Below are 17,490 nucleotides of genomic sequence, written 5' to 3' on the forward strand. Positions count from 1 at the left end.
GCACATGAGCAAGCAGACCGCATCCCAGCCCCGGCGTCGCCGCCGGTGGTGGCTGATCCCGGTCGGGATCATCGCGGCGATCGCACTCGTCGCGGTCGGCGTCACCATCGCGAACCTCGCCTCACCGAACACCACCCGAACCCCGGCCGGGGCAGCAACCGAGGCCCCAACGGGCACCGGGAGCACTGCCCCGGTCAAGGGCGTCGACTACGCCTCGGGCTGCGTCGCCGGTCCCGGCATCACATCGAAGGACCTGCTCGAGCTCCGTGAGAAGAAGCAGTTCACCCCGGCCGGGGCCGCCGAGTTCCTCGGCGCGTTCATGCAGCTTTACAGCGCCGCGGACCCCGATCGCCGACCGAACCTGCGGGAGACCGTCGACGACGTCACGGACGGCACCGCGCACTCGATGCTCGCCGCGTCCGACCTGTCCAAATCGGGCTACGACGACGGGCAGACACACGGCGTCGACCTGTCCGGTTCGGCGTACCTCGTCCGTGACAGCACCGACACCACCGTCACCATCGCGTTCGCCGGACTCACCACGACGAACGGCAAACCTGACCCCGCCGAGGACAGCGCCTCCAAGTACCAGTACACGGGCGGCACCTTCACCCTCACCACCAGCGCGCAGGGCTGGGTCATCTCCGACGCCGACCCCTCTCCCGGCTGGGACGAGGGCCTGACGTCCGGCAACAAGTACAAGGAGGGCTGCTGATGGCATGCCAAGCAGGAGCAATCGTCTGCGGCGGCGGTGACGCGATCGCCACGGGCTTGTCGTGGATCTCCGGCGTCTTCGCCAAGGGCAAGGGCGCCGTCGAGGGTGTGAAGAAGGGCATCGAGTTCGCCCAAGACCCGCTTGGGTTCATCACGCAGCAGATGCAGGACGCCGTGCACGCTGTCGCTGGCGTGCTGATCCCGTGGCTGCTCAGTGCCCTGCACCCGAACTACGACGCGCAGTGGTGGCTGAAGTCCTACGCGGTGTCGTTCTCGATCTCAATGTTCGTGCTCGCCGTGCAGCTGCTCATCGTCACCAGTCGCCGCCGGAAGGGATCGCTGGGCGCGAAGGAGATGCTCGAGTCGATCTTCGTCGCCGCACCCGCGTTCCTCATCGGCGCCGCCTTCGGACCCGTGGTCGGTATCGCGCTGACGAAGGTGTTCACCGCCGCTGGCGACTCGATCGCTGCGTGGGCGGTGAACTCCACCACCCAAGAGTTCTTCACCAAGATCGCCAAACTCGCCGCTGCCGACGACGCCGGAGCGCTGCTGAACTCGGCGATCGTGTCGATAGTCGTCCTCGGGACCCTGTTCCTGAGTCTGCTCGGGGTGGCGTTCATCTTCATCATCCAGCTCGCCACCCAGTACCTCGTCGGCGCGGTGCTGCCGCTCGGGTTCGTGTGGATCGTGAACCCGGACACTCGAAAGCTAGGCAAGGCCGTCCCGATCATCTGGGTCGTCATCGGTCTCACGCAGGTCGCGTTGATCCTCCTCGTCGGCCTGGCGTTCCGCGCCATCAACGGGATCTCGATCACCGCTGACCCGGGCACCCTCGGCAAGCTCGTTAACCCGATCCAGACGTTTGTGAACCTCGCGGTGCCGGCGGTCATCTCCTTCATCGTCGTGTTCGCGCCGCTGTCGATGCTGAAGTGGATCCCGCGCCCCGGCGGCGGGGGCGGCACGTCCCGCACGAGCGGGTTCACCCCGCCACAGGTGGCCCCGCAGATCCCGAACACCCCATCCCACGCCCCGCAGACCGCGCACCAGACCGCGGCTTCACAGCCGACAGGTCAGGGCGGCGGCTACCAGTGGAACCTCCCGACCGCTCCGGCTCAGGTCGGGTACGGCGGACAGGCGTCACAGGTTGGTGCCGCCGGGAACGCTGCAGCGGCCGGTGGCGGCGGGGGCACAGCCAACGTGACCGCGTCCGCGGCGACCACGGCCGGCAAGCACGCCGCCGGCGCAGCCGGCGCTGCCGGGAAGGCGGGAGCCGCCGGCGCTGGCGCTGGTGCCGCTACCGGCGCTGGCGCTGCCGGTGGAGCGGGAGCCGCGGCCACGGCGGGCACAGCATCGACCGGTGTCGGCGCGCCCCTGGCCGTCGGGATGCTGCTGGCCAACTCGGCGCTCAAGGTCGCGCAGCAGGCCTCCCAGGCCGCGTCGACGGCCGCTGAGCAGGCCGTCGAGCACGGCACCCACCAGGAGGCATGAGCATGCGCACCTCGATCATCGGCGGGGACAGCGCCCACCGTGGCCTGTTCGGCGGACGGATCTCCAAGCCTCGGCTCTGGGCGCTCGGATCGAGCGTCGTCCTGACGCTCGTGCTCGTGTTCCTCATCGGGCTCTGGGCGCTGCTGGTCGGCGTGGTCCTCATCGGGGCCGCGTGGTTCGCGACGATCGACACGGCGAACAACACCATCCTGCAGCGCCGGATGAAGGACGCCCGGTGGAAGGAACGCCTCCGCCGCGGGACGACGAAGTTCGTCCCGTACGACCAGGACGGTTGGGACATGCTCACCGACCGGTGGGCCGAGGCGAGCACCCGCGAGGAGAAGCGGGAGTCCATGCAGGAGCTCCACGCGATGCGGGACACCCCGGACGGCGTCAGCAGGATGGTGTGGCTGCAGGACGGTGTCGGCGAACCGGGCATCCAGTGGCACCAGACCCCGGAAGGGGAGGAGTACCTCGCGGTCACATTCACCACGACCGGGCAGGTCACCGGCATCGAGACCGACCAGGTGTTCGACGTCGCCTCCGCCGGCTTCTCCGCCGTCGTCGCGTCGCTCGGCGACCCACTCGGGTTCGCCAAGCGCATCCAGACCATCAGCCGCAACATGCCCACCGACTCCGCGCAGCACGAAGCATGGATGGCGGAGAACGGCGACAACAGCGTCCCCGCGGTGCTGCTGCACTCCTACAAGGACGTCGTCGACGGCGTCGCCGCCGGCCAGCTCATGCAGCGGCCGATGTTCACCGTCTCCTGGCCCATCTCGGACCGGTTCGTCCGACGAGCCGCCCGCCACGGCGACGCGGCCCTCGGATGGCGGCTGTTCATGGCGAACGAGATCGAAGGGATGCGGCGCATGCTCGTCGGCGCCGGCTACAAGAACGTGCACGCGATGACCGCCCGGCAGACCGCCGCGGTGATCCGACACATGCAGCACCCCGGCTTCCCAATGGAGCAGGTCGCCGACGTCACCCCGACCACCGGGTGGCTGCCCTCCGAAGACGCATGGTCGTACACGACGTACGTCGGCGCACCCAAGGGCGGCCAGGTGTCGGTGTCACTGTCGCGCACCGCACGCATCACCGCGAAGAACCTCGAAGTGATCGAGCGGAACGCGCTATGGATGGCGCCGCTGCTCGGCGGAATGCAGTCCCAGGTGGTCCGGACGATCGCCTGGCACATCGAAGGATCCCCGCAGGACGAAGCCCGCCACCTCTCCGAGCAAGACCGGGTCTCCGACATCGCCGACCAGATCAAGCGCGACAAGGACGGACAGATCGAAGACGTCGCCCTGAACGTCGAAGCCGACGCAGCCCGGCGCCGCCACCAGGACCTCATCCCAGGAACCGGCCACGTCGGCGCGAACTGGGTCGGCTACATCACCGTCACCGACGGCACCGAACGCGGCCTGGCTGACGTCTCCGAGCTCATCGAAGACGCCGCGAGCCGAGCCGGGATCCGCACCCTCGAGTGGCTGGAGGTCGACTCCGCCACCGCCAACGCATTCACCTGGCCCGTCGGCCGTGGCATCGCGCCGGCGAACGTGTCGATCGGCTCGAAGGTCGAGCAGTTCGCACAGGGCAAGGAAGCGAAGGAAGCCCTGTGAGCGGCCGCCGCCTCCGAGAGCCCAGCGAGCACATCACCGTTGAACGAACAGGAACGAACCGATGACCGACATCACCGTGCTCGAGCAGACGCAGCTCCCCATCGGCGATTGGGAGTTCCCCCGCCTCGAGCCCCGCGGCTACGTCGAACCGCGCAACCGGATCTTGAAGCGCACCGGCTACTACGGCGGCCCCGTCAAGGGCGCCCCGTCGACGTCGCGGCAGGTCGAGGTGCTGAACCAGGGGATCCTGGAATCTCCGATGCAGTTTGAGGGTCTGCTGTCCGGGGTCGAGACGCTGTCGAAGACGCCGAGCGTGAACGACCAGTTCCAGGCGTACGCGCTGGGTCTGGTCGACTCCCCGAACGTCGTCGAAGCCGGCGACGTCGGCGTGGGCAAGTCGACGCTGATGAAGTGCGACTACGTCCTGCGCGCGCTGACGCTCCTGCGCCGCCGGGTAGTCGTCGTCGACAAGAAGCAGCAGTCCCCGACGGAACCGTGGGGCGAGTACACCAACGTCGCCCACACCGCCGGGGTCGACCCGATCCGGCTCGCCCTCGGCGACCGAGACGGGTCCCGGATCAACATGCTCGATCCGGCGCTGTCGCAGACCCGGTTCATCGCCGGCGACACTGGCGCCCTCATGGTGCTGCAGCAGGCGGCCGCGCTCCTGAACGACGGCACCCCGCTGGACACGTGGGAGCGGAAGGCGCTGCGAGCAGCGCTCCGCGACGGCGCCGCCCAGGCTCGGGCCCGTCAGCGGGTGGTGAACATCTACGACGTCCTTGACCACTGCGGTGTCATCAGCGACGAGCTCACCAGGCAGATGAGCCCCACCGCGCTCGAGCGGATGCACGAAGCCGGCCTCACGCTGCGGTTCATCCTCGAACGTCTCCCGGAAGAGATGCCGGGCCTGTTCGACGGCGAGACGTCGGAGAACGTCAAGCTCGGCGAGAAGCTGACCGTGTTCGACATCTCGCAGCTGCCCGAGGACGGCCCCGCGGTCCCGCTGGCGATGATGCTCGCCAACGCGTGGACCCTCGGCACGATCCGGCGGTCCGAGCCGGGGTGGAAGACGACGTTCTGCGTCGACGAGGGCTGGTTCCTCGTCGGCGGGCCGATGGGGAAGGTCATCCAGTCCAACGCGAAGCTCTCCCGCGCGCTGGGGCTGTCGAACGTGGTGAACATCCACCACATCTCCGACATCCCCGCCGACGACCCGGCGGTGGCGTTCATCAAGGAGGCCGGGACGATGCACCTGTTCCGGCAGTCGAAGGCCGACGACGCTGTCGCGGCCGCGCAGATCGCCGGGCTGAAGCCCGGCGCGGCCGAGCAGCTCATGACCCTGCCGAAGGGGCAGCACTTCAAGAAGGTCGGCCTCGCCGCGGAGGTTCGGATCGCGCACTTCCGCTCCGAGCTCGAACGGCAGATCACCGACACCAGCGCCGGCCTGACGGGAGCAGCACTGTGAACCGCACCAGGCTCGCGATCGGCGCCGCCGTAGTGGTCGCCGCAGCTCTCAGCGGGTGCGCGAGCACGCCGGCGCAGCCGTCCGTGTCGGTCCCCGCACCAGCACCCACCAGTGCGGCCACGGGCGACGACGGGCAGCCGAAGGTCACCGGGCCCGGCCAGGTGACCCCGTCCGCGCAGCCGACAGCACCGGTGAACGCTGAGGACCCGATCACGCCGACGCAGGAGGGCGCCGCGACGGGGACGGCGTCCGGGTTCGTGTCCGCGTACGTCGACAAGAGCGTCACCGGTGACGTGTGGGCCAAGGGATGGATGCCGTACCTCACCACGCAGGCGCAGGCCGCGTACGAGGGCACCAGTCAGCGGGCCGTCCCCGGGACCACCCTCTCCGGCACGGTGAAGCTCGAGGACGGTGGCACCAACGGCGCCGCGATCGCCGACGTCCCCACCGACGCCGGCACGTACACGGTGCAGCTCAACCAGGTGAACGGCTCCTGGAAGGTGCTCCGCGCGATCCTCCCCGGCGAGGACGACTGACATGGTGAAGTTCGTTGTCGGCGCCGTCGCGGTCATCGTGCTGTTCATCGGAATGCTCCTCGGAGCCTCCGGTGGCGGCTCGACCGCGGCCGCGGCGTGCGGTGCGGGCGCCGGCGACACCGCGGCGGTCACGAAGGACCTCCCGAAGAAGGTCGGCACGTGGGACACCGACCAGGTGAAGATGGCCGCACGGCTCGTCGCGGCCGCGCACGAGGTGAAGGCCAACGAGCAGGCCACCACCATCGTCGTGATGACGGCGATGGGTGAGTCGTCGTTGACGAACTTGAACCATGGCGATGCCGTCGACAACACCACCATCGGCGTGCTGCAGCAGGACGACAGCTACGGAGAGCGCGCCGACCGGCTGAACCCGGAGAAGGCTGCCAAGGCGTTCCTGGCGAAGCTGGTCAAGGTGCCGGACTGGGAGACGCTCGAGCCGACGCTCGCCGCGCACAAGGTGCAGGTCAACGCCGACCCGTACCACTACGCGAAGTTCTGGACCGACGCGCAGGAGATGGTTGCCGCCGTCACCGGCGCCGCGACGACGTCGGGCTGCGACGTCTCCGGCGACCAGGTGGAGCTCGCGAAGACCCTCAAGGCCGCGTGGAAGAAGGGCACCTTCACCGACACGTACCACCCGCAGATGGTGGAGCAGGAAATCCTCCCCATCGTCGACGGGACCACGAAGGACGGCTGCCAGGTCGACACCCGCATCCTGCAGCTGCTCGTCGCGGCACTCAACAAGTACGGCTCCGTGCAGATCAGCGACATGAACCGTCCGTGCGTCGGCATCGGCACGCACTGCGAGTCCGGATCGCTGCACTGCAAGAACCCCGCGGTGGCCGTGGACTTCAACGCCGTCGGAGGGAACGTGCTCCTCGGCTCCGGAAAGCAGGACATCGAGTTCCTGCAGTGGCTGGACACCGTGATGCCGAAGGGCTCCCAGGCAGGCCAGGTGCAGTGCCGGCCCAACACGCCGCTGGAGAACTTCCGCCAGTTCGAAGACCCCTGCTCGCACCAGCACATCGACCTCGGCTCCACCACGGAGCCCTTGACCCTCGGCAAGGACGCCTCATGAGCACCCTGACCATGCCGCTCGACGCGGCAACCGTCACGTTCGAGATCCTCGACCAACTGCAGGAGCACGCACCCATCAGCTGGGGCGGACTCACCGCACCCACCGGCGGGCTGCACTCGCCGCTGCGGGGCGATGCCCTGCCGGACTACTCCGTCTTCCCCGACCGCAACAGCACCGACCACGTGCTCGTACTCCACCGCTGGATCGACGTCGACGGCCGTCCCGGCCAAGACCGCGTCCGGCTGCAGCACCGCACCATCGGCGACGCCCTCAACCACCTGCAGACGGCAGAGCCGGTGTACCGGTTCACGATCGGACACGACATCGACCCGTTCGACGGGGACGGATCCCGAGACCTGCCCGTGCTGTCCGTGTGGACCGGCCCCGTCATCGTTGCCGGCGACGTGCCGGCATCCAGGCCTGGCCCCGAGCTCCGCGGCCGCGTGCTGTTCCGCGGCCGCCTCTCCGACCGCACCAACGTGCTCGAGGAACATCCCGGGATGATCGCAATGGAGCGGCTCCTCCTCGAGCAGACCCCCTCGCTCGAGGAGTGGGTCCTGCGATCCGGGCCACGCATCGCGGACGACCTCCAGGTCCACGAGCACGCCTCCGAGCTCAACACCCTCGACGACGTGTTGACGTGGGCGGAGCAGTGGCTGCATACCTCGTACGACTCCCCGCACCTGATGAGCGTCAACTCGTTCGTGGTGTCCTGCGCCGGCGCCGGGCAGCCGATGACGGTGCGGGTCTGGTGAGCGTCGTGGGGAAGATCGTCGGCGCTGTCACGGGCGGGGTTGACGAAGTCCACCGGACCGTCGCGGCGTACAAGGCCGCCCGAGAAGCACGCGACCTCGCGATCGCCGAGGCCGCCCTGACGGTCGGCCACCACCGAGTCGCACAAGAAGCCGGCCTCTCCCCGTCGCGGGTGCGGCAGATCCTCCACGACGTCACCACGCCGCAGGACCACCACGATGACCGGGAAGGGGACCCCCAGTGAGACGCCGCACGAAGCAGCAGCTCGTCACAGCGGCCGCGCTGTTCGCGGCCGCTGCTGTCGGCACGATCGCCGCACCCTACGTGCACCCCACGACGTCGATGGAACAGCCTTCTCCCTCGAGCACGGTGTCCGCGGCCAAAGCGCTACGAGATCTCCGCACGCTGGGGATCTCCGACGCCTACGTGCCGGCGCCCTACGACCGCGCCGCATTCGGGCAGGCATGGGCCGACACCGACCACAACGGCTGCGACACCCGCAACGACGTCCTCCGGCGCGACCTGACGGCCGTCGTGACGAAGCCGGGCACCAACGGCTGCGTGGTGCTCTCCGGGACGCTCCACGACCCGTACACGGGCCGCACGATCGCGTTCGAGCGTGGGAACACGTCAAGCCTGGCCGTGCAGATCGACCACCGCGTCCCGTTGTCCTACGCATGGCGCCACGGCGCCGCGTCCTGGACGCCGCAGCAGCGGGAGCTGTTCGCCAACGACCAGGCGACGAACCTCGTCGCCGTCGACGGGCCAGCGAACGAAGAGAAGTCCGACTCCGGGCCCGCGGAGTGGATGCCGACGAACACCGGCGACGCCTGCAACTACGCGGCGTCGTTCGTCACCGTGGCCACGAAGTGGCAGCTGTCGATCTCCACCGACGACAAGCACGCGCTCGCACGCACCCTGACCACCTGCAGCTGAAGGACATGACGATGACCGACAAGCCCGTTGACACAGACCGTTCCCACGCACCGCGGTTCGGCCTGTCCCGCACCCGCGTGGTGTTCCTCATCCTCGCCGTGGTGCCCGTCCTTGTCGGCATCGGCTGCTGGATCGAGTCCTTCCGCGCAGGGTGGCAGTCCTACGTGCCGTACTGGGGCGCCGCGATGCGGACCGTTCCCGCCAATGACGCCGCCACCGCCTGGTGGCTCGCGGGAGTGGCGGCAATCTGCGTCGGCGTCGGAACGGCGATCAGCGCCACGGCGCCGAAGCCGTTCATCGGCGCCGCGTCGATCGCCGGCGTGGTAACCGCGCTGTTCTTCCTCGTGCTGGCGGCGATCGCATGAAGCGGCCGACAGTCCCTGAGCCGCGGGCGGCGGTGCGGCGTGGTCGCCTGGCGATCGCGCGGCTGTGTCTGCTGCTCGGCGCGGTGTGCGGGATCGCCGCCACCGTGGTGGGGCTGCCCGTCGTGCAGCTACTTCCGGGCGGGCCTGTGACGGAACCGGAGCTGCACCTGACCGCGCAGGCGGTGTGGGCGCTGCTCGGCATCGCACTCCTCATCGCCGGCAACGCGCTCGTCGCCGCCGAGTTCAACCGCATCGACTGGGAATGGCAGCTGGAGGACCTCCTATGACCCCGATCCCCACGGAGTGGGACATCACCCACACCTGCGGTCACACCGTCCGTAAGAACCTGTCCGACAAGCCCGCCGGCCAGCGTGCAGGCACGGCACGGTGGTTCGCGAAGAACCGTCAGTGCCCCGCGTGCGAAGCGGAACAGCGGGCCGCGGAGGACGTCGAGCTCCGTGCGGAAGCCGTACGGGACGGCATGCCCGAGTTGGTCGGCAACGACGGCGCCGTGCGGTGGGCGGTGCGGATCCGGCAGGAGTTCCTGCGTGCATCGTTCCGCGAGCTCGTCGAAACGAACCTGGTCGACCCGGCGGTATTCCAGCGGGACGTGCTCGAGGCAGCACGCCGCGTGACGTCCGCGCGGTGGTGGATTGACAACCGGGAGATCGCACCCGCCGACCTACCCGAACTCCTCGCCGAGCCCGGCCCCGGCGCCATCGCGAAGACGCGGGCGCCGGCCGCTCCTGCATCCACATCATCCGAACCAGCACCCGCCGCCGGCAGGGTGTCGTTCTTCGACAAGAAAGCGAACCGCTGATGGACACGCTCAAGGAACTCTGGGCCACGGTGCAGGTGTACGTGTGGCTCGGCGTCGTGGTGGTCGCGGCTTGGACCGGGCTGCACATCGCATCCGTCCAGGATCCGAAGGTGCGGGATCTGTCGTGGAACCCGCTCGACGTCGCCATGGACGCATTGAAGGGCCGGTTCCGGATGCCGGAGAGCGGCATCGTGTTCGCCATCGGCGCGGTCATCGTCGCCGTGGTGATCCTCATGGTGCTCTGGTTCGCCCTCCCGGCGATCTGGCACAAGGTGTTCGGGCCGTCGAAGCCGAAGGCGGAGGAAGGTTTCGCCGGCGTGCAGGAGCTGCAGGACCGAGCCGAGATCGGGTACAAGGTCGAGACGACCGCGCCCTACGCCTACATGGGTGACCACCCGATCCGCGCGACGACCGAGGACGTGGCCACCGTCGTAGCACCACCCCGGTCCGGCAAGACGATGCGCCTGGTCATCCGGCTGATCCTCAAGGCGTTCGGTCCGGTCGTGTCGACGTCGACGAAGCCCGACGTCGTCCGGCTCACGGCCTGGCTCCGGGCCAAAGTCGGCACCGTGCACGTGTTCGACCCGGAGGGCGTGACGAACTGGCCGACCCGGGTGAAGTGGGACATCGTCGCCGGGTGCGAGTCCGCGAAAGAGGCCACCCGGCGGGCGAAGACGATCATCGCGGCCCGTCCGCTCGCGGATGCCGGCAACGCGAAGTTCTTCGCCGGCACCGCGCAGAACGTGCTGCAGTGCCTGCTGCACGCAGCAGCACTGGGTGGCCACTCGATGCGCGACGTCGTGCTGTGGTCGAAGGACTTCTCGATCGACACCCCCTACGACGTGCTGCGGGAGCACCCGGACGCGAACCCGGGGTGGCTGTCGGACCTGCGGCGCTTCTGCCGATCCGAGGCTCACGACACGGTCGACAGCACCGACATGACTCTCCGCCTGGCGTTGGAGACCCTGGCGCTCGAGGAGATCCTCGACGCCGTCTGCCCGAAGGACGGCGACCCGGTGTTCGACGTCGACGCGTTCCTCGAGTCGACCGACACGCTCTACCTGCTCAGCGAGTCTGGAGAAGCATCGCTCGCGGCGCCCGTCATCACCGCGCTGGTGTCCACGATCGAGCGGCGCGCGAAGGCGCACGCGACGAAGTACCGCAACGGACGCCTGCCGAAGCCGTTGACGCTGGTCCTCGACGAGGTCGCGAACATCGCCCCGATCCCGGGCTTGCCGGCGCTCGTCACCGACGGCGGCGACCGCGGCATCATCACGTGGTCGTTCCACCAGGACCCCAAGGACGCCGAGACCCGATGGGGGAAGGCCGGCGGGAACAAGATCCTGAAGTCCTCGAACATCCTGATGGTGCTGGGCGGGATCAAGGACGACGACTATCTGGAGAGCCTGTCGAAGCTGTGCGCGGAGAAGGAAGCCGAGCGCATCGGCACCACTGAGTCGGTCAACGGCATGTCCACGTCGACGTCGACGATCAAGGAACGCGTGATGACCGCCGGCGCGATCCGTCAGCTCGAGCCAGGCAAGGGGATGCTGTTCTACCGAGAGCTGCCGGTCGCGATCGTCGACCTGCCCGGCTGGTGGGAAGAGGACGACAAAGCTGCGATCGAAGAGGGCCAGAACTGGGCCTTCGAGCAGGAAGGGATCGCAGCATGAGCGACGTCGACGGCGCAGCACCGGAGCAGGGCGAGAACGCCGGCGAGAGCGGAACGCCGCTGACGCCGGAGGACCGGATCCACGCGCTCGAGCAGCTCGTCGTGCCCATGTTCAAGGACTGGGCCAGCCGCGACACCGGCGAAGACGACGGACCCGCTGTCGGGACCGCGGGCGCCGTCTCCGAGACCGCCGAAGAGGACGCCGGCGGCCCCTGGGCCTGGGACCGCGTGAACGATGAGCGACGGCAGGCGCTCGCGGGCGAACTAACCGAGTTCGTCACGTACCTGACGGACCGGTACCTCCGGCACCTCAGCGCGGAAACGTACCCGTTCGCGGCCCGCTGGTTCGAGAACCCGATCGCGGTGGAGATCCTCACCGGCGTGATGGTCGCCCACCAGGCGGTCTACACCGACTACAAGACCGAGCCGAGCCGGGACCTCGCGGACTGGCACGAACACATCCTCTGGCCCGCACTCGATCGCATCAGGGCCCTCGCGCTGTTCCCGAACGGCGAGATCAATCCACGGAGCCGGAACGTCGACGTCGACGACGACGCACGGGCGTTCCTCGCCGGCGAGCTCGCCGATGAGGACGCGGCGCCGGCGGCGGACGCGCAGACGGCCGCTGACCTCCATAGCGCTCCGACCGGACCAATCACGCTGCCGTAGTTGGGACGGAACCGCGACGTTTTACAGGCGGGAGAAACAACGGGAGACGCCCCGTGCAGTTTGCACGGGGCGTCTCGTTGTCTACGTTCACCACACCGTATGGATGTTTTCCAACCAGTTCCACGCTGCGTACGCGTAAGACGCGGCGGTAACTATGGAAGTTATGACGGTTATGAATTTCACGAACTCGTTCATGATTTTCAAACCGTAATAACGTAGGCATCCGCGGACGCATGTAGTACGGTGGAGCCACGGAATCGGACGCGGTTCAGGGCTGAACACAGTCATGACGTGGAACTTTCCGCCAGCGGTACGCTCCGCCGTGAGAAGTGAACGCGTACCACTGGGCTTGTTAGAGCAGCCGCCCCAGCCGAGTGCTGGGGCGTTCTGCTGCACCAGGTGCATTCCTAAGATACCGCGGTACTCACACATTCGAGGAGGGTTCCGCAAAAGAGTGTTACACCCAGGTGGAACCGCCCGGGGCGTTTAGTGAGACTCAATAGCGGCCGATCCGCGGATTTATGCGGAAGTAGCCACTCAGGACGCAAGGCGCCTAGAAGAAAGCGCAGAGGACACGACGCTCCGGTGTAATGCACCTTGGGCGTGTCGCTCCACGCTCCCACGCCCGCGCGGACGGACGATGCCCGGGACACGTGCCGGTCGCACGACGCAGGGTGCGACGGTCAGAGACGCGGTCCGCGACGCTGATCCTGCTGCTGCCGCTGTCGTTCGGCCGCTTCCTGCTGCCTGCGGACCTGCTCGGTGCGCTCCTGCACGGCCGCGGTGGCAGCGCGCTGCTCGGCGGTCTGGTCAGCCTGCTGCGCTGCCGTCTGCCGTGCACGGAGCTCGGCAGCGAGCCGTGCGACCTCGTCGGCGGCCGACGCCGGCGCCAGCGCCAGCGCCGCCGGCTTCTCGACGGGTTCCACCGCGGGAGTGGCCACCGGAGGATCCGCAGGGCCGTCGCCGGGGCTGACGGCCTTGGGCACGCCTGCGGCGCGCTCGGGGGCGTCCGCGGCCGCGGTGCGGTCGGTCGCCGGCGGGGCCGCTTCGACAGTCGTCTCGGCCACGGGAACGGGGCCGGCGGTGTTCCGTTCGGCGCCGTCGCGATCGCGCATCCATCCGGTGCGGCGGAGGTCCTCGTGGGCCTGCTCCGCTTCCGCGAACGCGTGCCGGCTGTCGCGGTCGACCATGCCCGGGTCTGGAAGACGGTAGGCCTCGTCGGGGACGCCGTGGGCGTCGCGGTACGCGGCCACGGTGGCGACCTGCTCGCGCCAGGTGTCGCGAGCGTCGCCGTCCGCCGGCTGCATGCCGTACTGCGCCACCCACGCCGGCTTCTGCTCGAGGAGCCGGTCGACGTCGACCACGACGGCCGTCTCGGGCAGCGTGGCGGTCGACGTCGCGGCCGTGCGCGCGGTCGGGTCGATGCCCATGCGCTCGAGGGCGGCCGCGGACGCCTGCTCACGCGCCAGGCGGTCCTGCTGGGTGCGCAGGTCGAGCCCCGCTGCGCGGGCGTCCTGCCACGCCTGGACGGCGTGGGAGCCGCGGGGTTCCTCGCTGAGGACGGCTTCGCTCGCGGGCACCTCGAACGCTTCCCGGTACGCGACGATGCGGCCCATGTTCTCTCGCCACCGCTCCGCCTGCGCGGGGTCCGTGGGGATCTGCCCGAACGGTTCCGCCCACGCCGGCGGTTCGGCAACGACCTGGTCGACGAGGGAGGTGATGCGGTCGCGCATCAGCTCCTGCTGGCCGTGGAGCCAGGTCCGCACCTCGGGTTCGCCGATGCGGTCGTTGAACGGCGTCACCCACTTGGGCAGCCCTGGCACGGGTTCGAGGTCGGTGCCGATCGCGGTGACCGGTCCGAGCCGATACCAGTAGACGCGAGCCGGCGACTGGATCGGGGAGATCTCGTCGAGATCCCGCGGACGGACAAGTCCCTGCAGCCGAGTGTGGAGTGCGGTGCCGGCGAGATCGTGGTCGACGAGGCGCGCGGCGAATGTCGACCAGGCTTCGTCGTTGATGATGTTCGCGGCGAGCTCAGCGGGAAGCGCGTCGCGGACGGCCTGCGCGGCGCGCTCGAGTGCCTTCGGGTCGAGTGCCGCGACGCGGCCGTGGTCGTACTGCGGCAGCAGCGTCGTGAGGGAGTGCGCGTTGTCCTGCTCGCCCCGCAGGGTCTCCGTGGCGCTCTTGGTCGCGCCCTCGCGGCCGAGGACCTGCTCGAGGGCGCCCCGGATCGAGTTCTCACGCTCGTCGTCAGTGTGGCCGGAGGAGTCCAGCGGCTTGTCGATGACGACGTAGAGGCGGTTCTCCTCCTTCGCGCGGGTGCTGTCGACGTAGAGCTCTTCGCGGGTGGTGCGGTCCGGATCGATCACCGCGCCGCCGGTGGAGACGGTGTCGCCCTGGGTGCCGTGGCTGGTGCGTGCGTAGCCGAGCTGCACGTGCTCGTCGACGTACTCGAGCGGAAGCGTGACGGTGCCGCCGTGTACGTGCGACTTCGCCATGACGCCGTACGGGCCAACGGCGGTGACGGTCCACATGGCGTTGTTGGTGACCCAGTCCTTGCCCTGGTTCATCCGAAGGGACCGGTCCGTGTTGCGGGTGAGGATGACGTCTCCGGTGCCGACGGTGTTCCCGTCTGCGAGAAGCCGGCCGTCCTCCTGCACCTGGCCCTGGGCGACGCGGTCGGCGCGGGCCCGGGCGTTCAGCGCGGACACTTCCTCGTTGGTGCCGGCGATCATCAGCGACGACTTCCCGGCGGTCGTGTCGGCGTGCCAGTCGGTGTAGATCCGGTCCATGACTTCGTCGCGGGTGCCGGCGAACACCCGGCCGCGCTCGATGTAGAAGTCGAGACCGGTGGTGTCGCCGGTGCGGAGCTTCAGGGACGCGGCAGCTTCAGCGGTGGCGTGCTCGCCGGTGAAGCGGTGCACCTCCTCCAGGCGGGTGACGTCGGTCTCGCGCTCGAGCAGGCGGAGGACACCGCCGGCGCCGATGGAGCCGTGCTGCGCAGGGTCGCCGAGGGGACGGAGCGCAGCACCATGCTCGTCAGCGAGGGCGAGGAGACGTCCCATGAGCGGCGTGCCGGCCATGGACGCTTCGTCGACGAGGAGAAGCGTGTTCGCGTCGATGCGGTGCTGCTCCGCCACGGGCCGTCCGCTGCGCTTCGCGTTCGCGTGGGCCTGCAGGAGCATGTCGGCTGTATCCGCGGTCGCGTCGAGCTCGCGGCCGAGAACTTCCGCCGCCTTACCGGTGGTGCCGAGCGCGAGCACGCGACCACCGCCAGCCTCGACGGCGTAGATCGTGGCCCGCATGGCGGTGGTCTTGCCGGTGCCGGCAGGGCCGATACCGGTCTCGATCCGGTGGCCACCGGTCGCGAACCGGCGTGCCAGCTCGACCTGCCCGGCGTTGAGCTCGTGGTGTCCGTCGGCGATCGCGCGGTCGTTGAACCGACGCATCGCGTCGTCGAACGCCTGCCGCTCCATTGCGAAACCGCCCCGGGTGCGGGCCGCGTCGAGGATCGCTTCTTCGGTGCGGAGGGTCTTCTCGGAGGTGAACTCCTCGGCGCGGTGGATCCGGAAGACGCTCTCACCGTTGCTGCGCTGCAGCTGCGCCGGCGTGGGGTTCAGCTCCGGCGGGGTGAGCGATATCGACCGCTGCACGGCCGCGGCGGTGATGTCGCGGGTGAGGGCCTGGACGTCCTGCCCGGTGGCCTGCGCGACGCGGCGCGCGACGCGCTCTGCCTCGGCCTGCAGGTGCGAGTCCTTCCACGTCGACCGGTCCTGCTCAACCCGCGTGACGACCAGGTTCCCGAGCTGCTGCACGCTCTGCCCAGCAAGCAGATCCTGCGCCGGCATCGCGTTCGACTGAGCAACGATGCCCGCCGCCCACCCGTGGACATGCACCTTCTCGGAAGCAGAACGACGCCACTCGGCGACCTGGTCCTGCTCCGACGACGGCGGTGCTTTGTGATCGCGTGTGGCGAGGTTCGCCTGCTCGTAGAGCTTGTGCTGGATGTTCTTCGGCGGGGTGTGTCCGTGGGCGGCCACGTACTCGTCGACGAGCTCCGCGTACGCCTGCTCGATCCCGACGCGGCGTGAAGAGAAGCCCTCGCGGAGGCTGCGATCGACGCCCATGATCTCGCGCACGTCACGCTTGCCAGCGCCCCGGGACTCGTCGACGAACTGCACACCGAGACGGTTCCGCAACTCCTCCTCGACGAGCGAGTTGTACCGCTCGGAGGCAGCGACACCGAGGCGGTGCAGCATGCGCCCGTCGAGCGATCGCCACTTCCCATCGACGCCCTCAACCTTGGTCGAAACGGCGACGTGGGTGTGCAGGTCGGGGTCGCCGGTGCGGGAGTCGCGGTGCTCGAACGCAGCGACGAGGAGGCCCTTCGTTTCGACCTGCGCGACGCCGCCGGCTCCGGTCCGGGTGAACGCTGCTTCCTCCTGCAGGAACGTCATCGCACCCTGCCACGCAGCCTCGTGGGAGGCGTGCACCTCGCGTGCGATGTGCGCCTCACGGGGGTCGTTCCGGTCCGCCAACGCCCACAGCAGGGAGACCGACTTCACGGGGCTGAACACCAGGTCGTAGCCCGCGACGGGCTGGCGAGGCGGGGTGCCACGCTCGGTCAGGAACCGTGCGACCTCACCGGTGGTGGCCTCTCGGCCGAGCGCGCCGCGCAGGTGATCGGCGGCGAGGTTGTGCTTCACCAGGTCACGTTCCGGACCGGTCTCGGGGTTCCGGCCGACCTCGTCGCGGAACCCCTGGTAGCCGCGGGAGACCTGCTGCTTCCAGTCCGGGACACGGAGCGCGACGAACCAGGACACCTCGTCCGACGTGGCCGGGCGACGCAGCGACTTCTGCAGCATGGCGAACGCGACGTCGGCCTTGATGCCGGACAGTTCGGCGGCGGCAGGGGCGCGGTGGTTGTCCCGCTCGAACGCGACGGACGCAGCGTGGATCTGCACCTGCCACTCGGTGTCGGGGTCGTTCGTGGTCATGAACCGACGGCCCAGCCGGGCGGCGTCGATGGCCTCGGAGGCGGACGCGCCGGCGGCGATCTGCTCCTGAATGAAGGCGGTTGCGTCAGGGCGCAGCCCCTCACCGAAGAGGGCCTGCATCTGCTCTGCGGACACCTGCCCGGACACCCCCAGGGACGCCAGGCCGTTGCCCCACCACTGGCCGGGCTTGGCACCCTCAGCGGTGTAGTAGTCCGTGAGGTCTTCGCTTCGCCGGACCTGCTGATCGCCCGCCGCAACCTGGTTCGTCAGATATGAGTATCCGTCACCTGCGTGCAGGACGTGCACCGTCATCACGAGCGATCACCTCCTCCCACACCCCCACCGTAGCGGCTTTTGGAGGACCACACACTG

Annotated in this window: 15 protein-coding genes; 14 read left to right on the top strand and 1 reads right to left on the bottom strand. The window is 69.1% G+C overall.

Translation table 11 applies throughout. The features are described 5' to 3' along the window. Positions 1–4 precede the first annotated feature (4 nt). The 14 genes from ORG17_RS17660 (at position 5) to ORG17_RS17725 (ending at position 12,121) form a co-directional block, all read left to right on the top strand. Complete coding sequence (locus ORG17_RS17660; protein WP_214527673.1) at positions 5–715, top strand: hypothetical protein; 711 nt, start codon at positions 5–7, stop codon at positions 713–715. Next, positions 715–2,202, top strand: a complete 1,488-nt coding sequence (locus ORG17_RS17665; RefSeq protein WP_214527672.1) for a hypothetical protein — start codon at positions 715–717, stop codon at positions 2,200–2,202. The genes ORG17_RS17660 and ORG17_RS17665 overlap by 1 nt, the downstream gene beginning before the upstream one ends. Continuing rightward, the gene (locus tag ORG17_RS17670; RefSeq protein WP_214527671.1) at positions 2,199–3,824 is read left to right on the top strand and encodes a hypothetical protein; all 1,626 of its coding nucleotides are present in this window, start codon (positions 2,199–2,201) and stop codon (positions 3,822–3,824) included. Before ORG17_RS17665 ends, ORG17_RS17670 begins: the two co-directional genes overlap by 4 nt. 61 nt (positions 3,825–3,885) lie before the next feature. Continuing rightward, positions 3,886–5,292, top strand: a complete 1,407-nt coding sequence (locus tag ORG17_RS17675) for a hypothetical protein (protein WP_214527670.1) — start codon at positions 3,886–3,888, stop codon at positions 5,290–5,292. Further along, on the top strand, positions 5,289–5,828 hold the full coding sequence (locus ORG17_RS17680) for a hypothetical protein (RefSeq protein ID WP_214527669.1): 540 nt from the start codon (positions 5,289–5,291) through the stop codon (positions 5,826–5,828). Before ORG17_RS17675 ends, ORG17_RS17680 begins: the two co-directional genes overlap by 4 nt. A gap of 1 nt (position 5,829) precedes the next feature. Beyond that, positions 5,830–6,906, top strand: a complete 1,077-nt coding sequence (locus tag ORG17_RS17685) for a hypothetical protein (RefSeq protein ID WP_214527668.1) — start codon at positions 5,830–5,832, stop codon at positions 6,904–6,906. After that, entirely contained in the window at positions 6,903–7,661 is a 759-nt protein-coding gene (locus ORG17_RS17690) for a hypothetical protein (protein ID WP_214527667.1), read from the top strand. The genes ORG17_RS17685 and ORG17_RS17690 overlap by 4 nt, the downstream gene beginning before the upstream one ends. Continuing rightward, complete coding sequence (locus ORG17_RS17695) at positions 7,658–7,903, top strand: hypothetical protein (protein ID WP_214527666.1); 246 nt, start codon at positions 7,658–7,660, stop codon at positions 7,901–7,903. Before ORG17_RS17690 ends, ORG17_RS17695 begins: the two co-directional genes overlap by 4 nt. Then, entirely contained in the window at positions 7,900–8,595 is a 696-nt protein-coding gene (locus ORG17_RS17700) for an HNH endonuclease family protein (protein WP_301601470.1), read from the top strand. Before ORG17_RS17695 ends, ORG17_RS17700 begins: the two co-directional genes overlap by 4 nt. A gap of 11 nt (positions 8,596–8,606) precedes the next feature. Then, the gene (locus tag ORG17_RS17705) at positions 8,607–8,960 is read left to right on the top strand and encodes a hypothetical protein (RefSeq protein WP_214527665.1); all 354 of its coding nucleotides are present in this window, start codon (positions 8,607–8,609) and stop codon (positions 8,958–8,960) included. After that, the gene (locus tag ORG17_RS17710) at positions 8,957–9,247 is read left to right on the top strand and encodes a hypothetical protein (RefSeq protein WP_214527664.1); all 291 of its coding nucleotides are present in this window, start codon (positions 8,957–8,959) and stop codon (positions 9,245–9,247) included. The genes ORG17_RS17705 and ORG17_RS17710 overlap by 4 nt, the downstream gene beginning before the upstream one ends. Then, complete coding sequence (locus ORG17_RS17715) at positions 9,244–9,780, top strand: Rossmann-fold NAD(P)-binding domain-containing protein (RefSeq protein WP_214527663.1); 537 nt, start codon at positions 9,244–9,246, stop codon at positions 9,778–9,780. The genes ORG17_RS17710 and ORG17_RS17715 overlap by 4 nt, the downstream gene beginning before the upstream one ends. Next, positions 9,780–11,453: a type IV secretory system conjugative DNA transfer family protein gene (locus ORG17_RS17720; protein ID WP_214527662.1), complete on the top strand. Its 1,674-nt coding sequence runs from the start codon at positions 9,780–9,782 to the stop codon at positions 11,451–11,453. Before ORG17_RS17715 ends, ORG17_RS17720 begins: the two co-directional genes overlap by 1 nt. Further along, complete coding sequence (locus ORG17_RS17725; RefSeq protein WP_214527661.1) at positions 11,450–12,121, top strand: hypothetical protein; 672 nt, start codon at positions 11,450–11,452, stop codon at positions 12,119–12,121. Before ORG17_RS17720 ends, ORG17_RS17725 begins: the two co-directional genes overlap by 4 nt. A gap of 683 nt (positions 12,122–12,804) precedes the next feature. On the opposite strand, the gene mobF is transcribed toward ORG17_RS17725, so the two are convergent. After that, on the bottom strand, positions 12,805–17,430 hold the full coding sequence (gene mobF / locus ORG17_RS17730; protein WP_214527660.1) for a MobF family relaxase: 4,626 nt from the start codon (positions 17,428–17,430) through the stop codon (positions 12,805–12,807). Positions 17,431–17,490 lie beyond the last annotated feature (60 nt).

Origin of the sequence: Curtobacterium flaccumfaciens pv. betae (assembly GCF_026241855.1) — a bacterium.
GTDB lineage: Bacteria > Actinomycetota > Actinomycetes > Actinomycetales > Microbacteriaceae > Curtobacterium > Curtobacterium flaccumfaciens.

Bases quoted from the DNA above. Each gene is read 5' to 3' on its own strand.
- ORG17_RS17720 (WP_214527662.1), top strand. From the start codon at position 9,780: ATGGACACGCTCAAGGAACTCTGGGCCACGGTGCAGGTGTACGTGTGG.
- ORG17_RS17690 (WP_214527667.1), top strand. From the start codon at position 6,903: ATGAGCACCCTGACCATGCCGCTCGACGCGGCAACCGTCACGTTCGAG.
- ORG17_RS17670 (WP_214527671.1), top strand. From the start codon at position 2,199: ATGAGCATGCGCACCTCGATCATCGGCGGGGACAGCGCCCACCGTGGC.
- ORG17_RS17725 (WP_214527661.1), top strand. From the start codon at position 11,450: ATGAGCGACGTCGACGGCGCAGCACCGGAGCAGGGCGAGAACGCCGGC.
- ORG17_RS17660 (WP_214527673.1), top strand. From the start codon at position 5: ATGAGCAAGCAGACCGCATCCCAGCCCCGGCGTCGCCGCCGGTGGTGG.
- ORG17_RS17705 (WP_214527665.1), top strand. From the start codon at position 8,607: ATGACCGACAAGCCCGTTGACACAGACCGTTCCCACGCACCGCGGTTC.
- ORG17_RS17685 (WP_214527668.1), top strand. From the start codon at position 5,830: ATGGTGAAGTTCGTTGTCGGCGCCGTCGCGGTCATCGTGCTGTTCATC.
- ORG17_RS17710 (WP_214527664.1), top strand. From the start codon at position 8,957: ATGAAGCGGCCGACAGTCCCTGAGCCGCGGGCGGCGGTGCGGCGTGGT.
- mobF (WP_214527660.1), bottom strand. From the start codon at position 17,430: ATGACGGTGCACGTCCTGCACGCAGGTGACGGATACTCATATCTGACG.
- ORG17_RS17675 (WP_214527670.1), top strand. From the start codon at position 3,886: ATGACCGACATCACCGTGCTCGAGCAGACGCAGCTCCCCATCGGCGAT.
- ORG17_RS17665 (WP_214527672.1), top strand. From the start codon at position 715: ATGGCATGCCAAGCAGGAGCAATCGTCTGCGGCGGCGGTGACGCGATC.
- ORG17_RS17715 (WP_214527663.1), top strand. From the start codon at position 9,244: ATGACCCCGATCCCCACGGAGTGGGACATCACCCACACCTGCGGTCAC.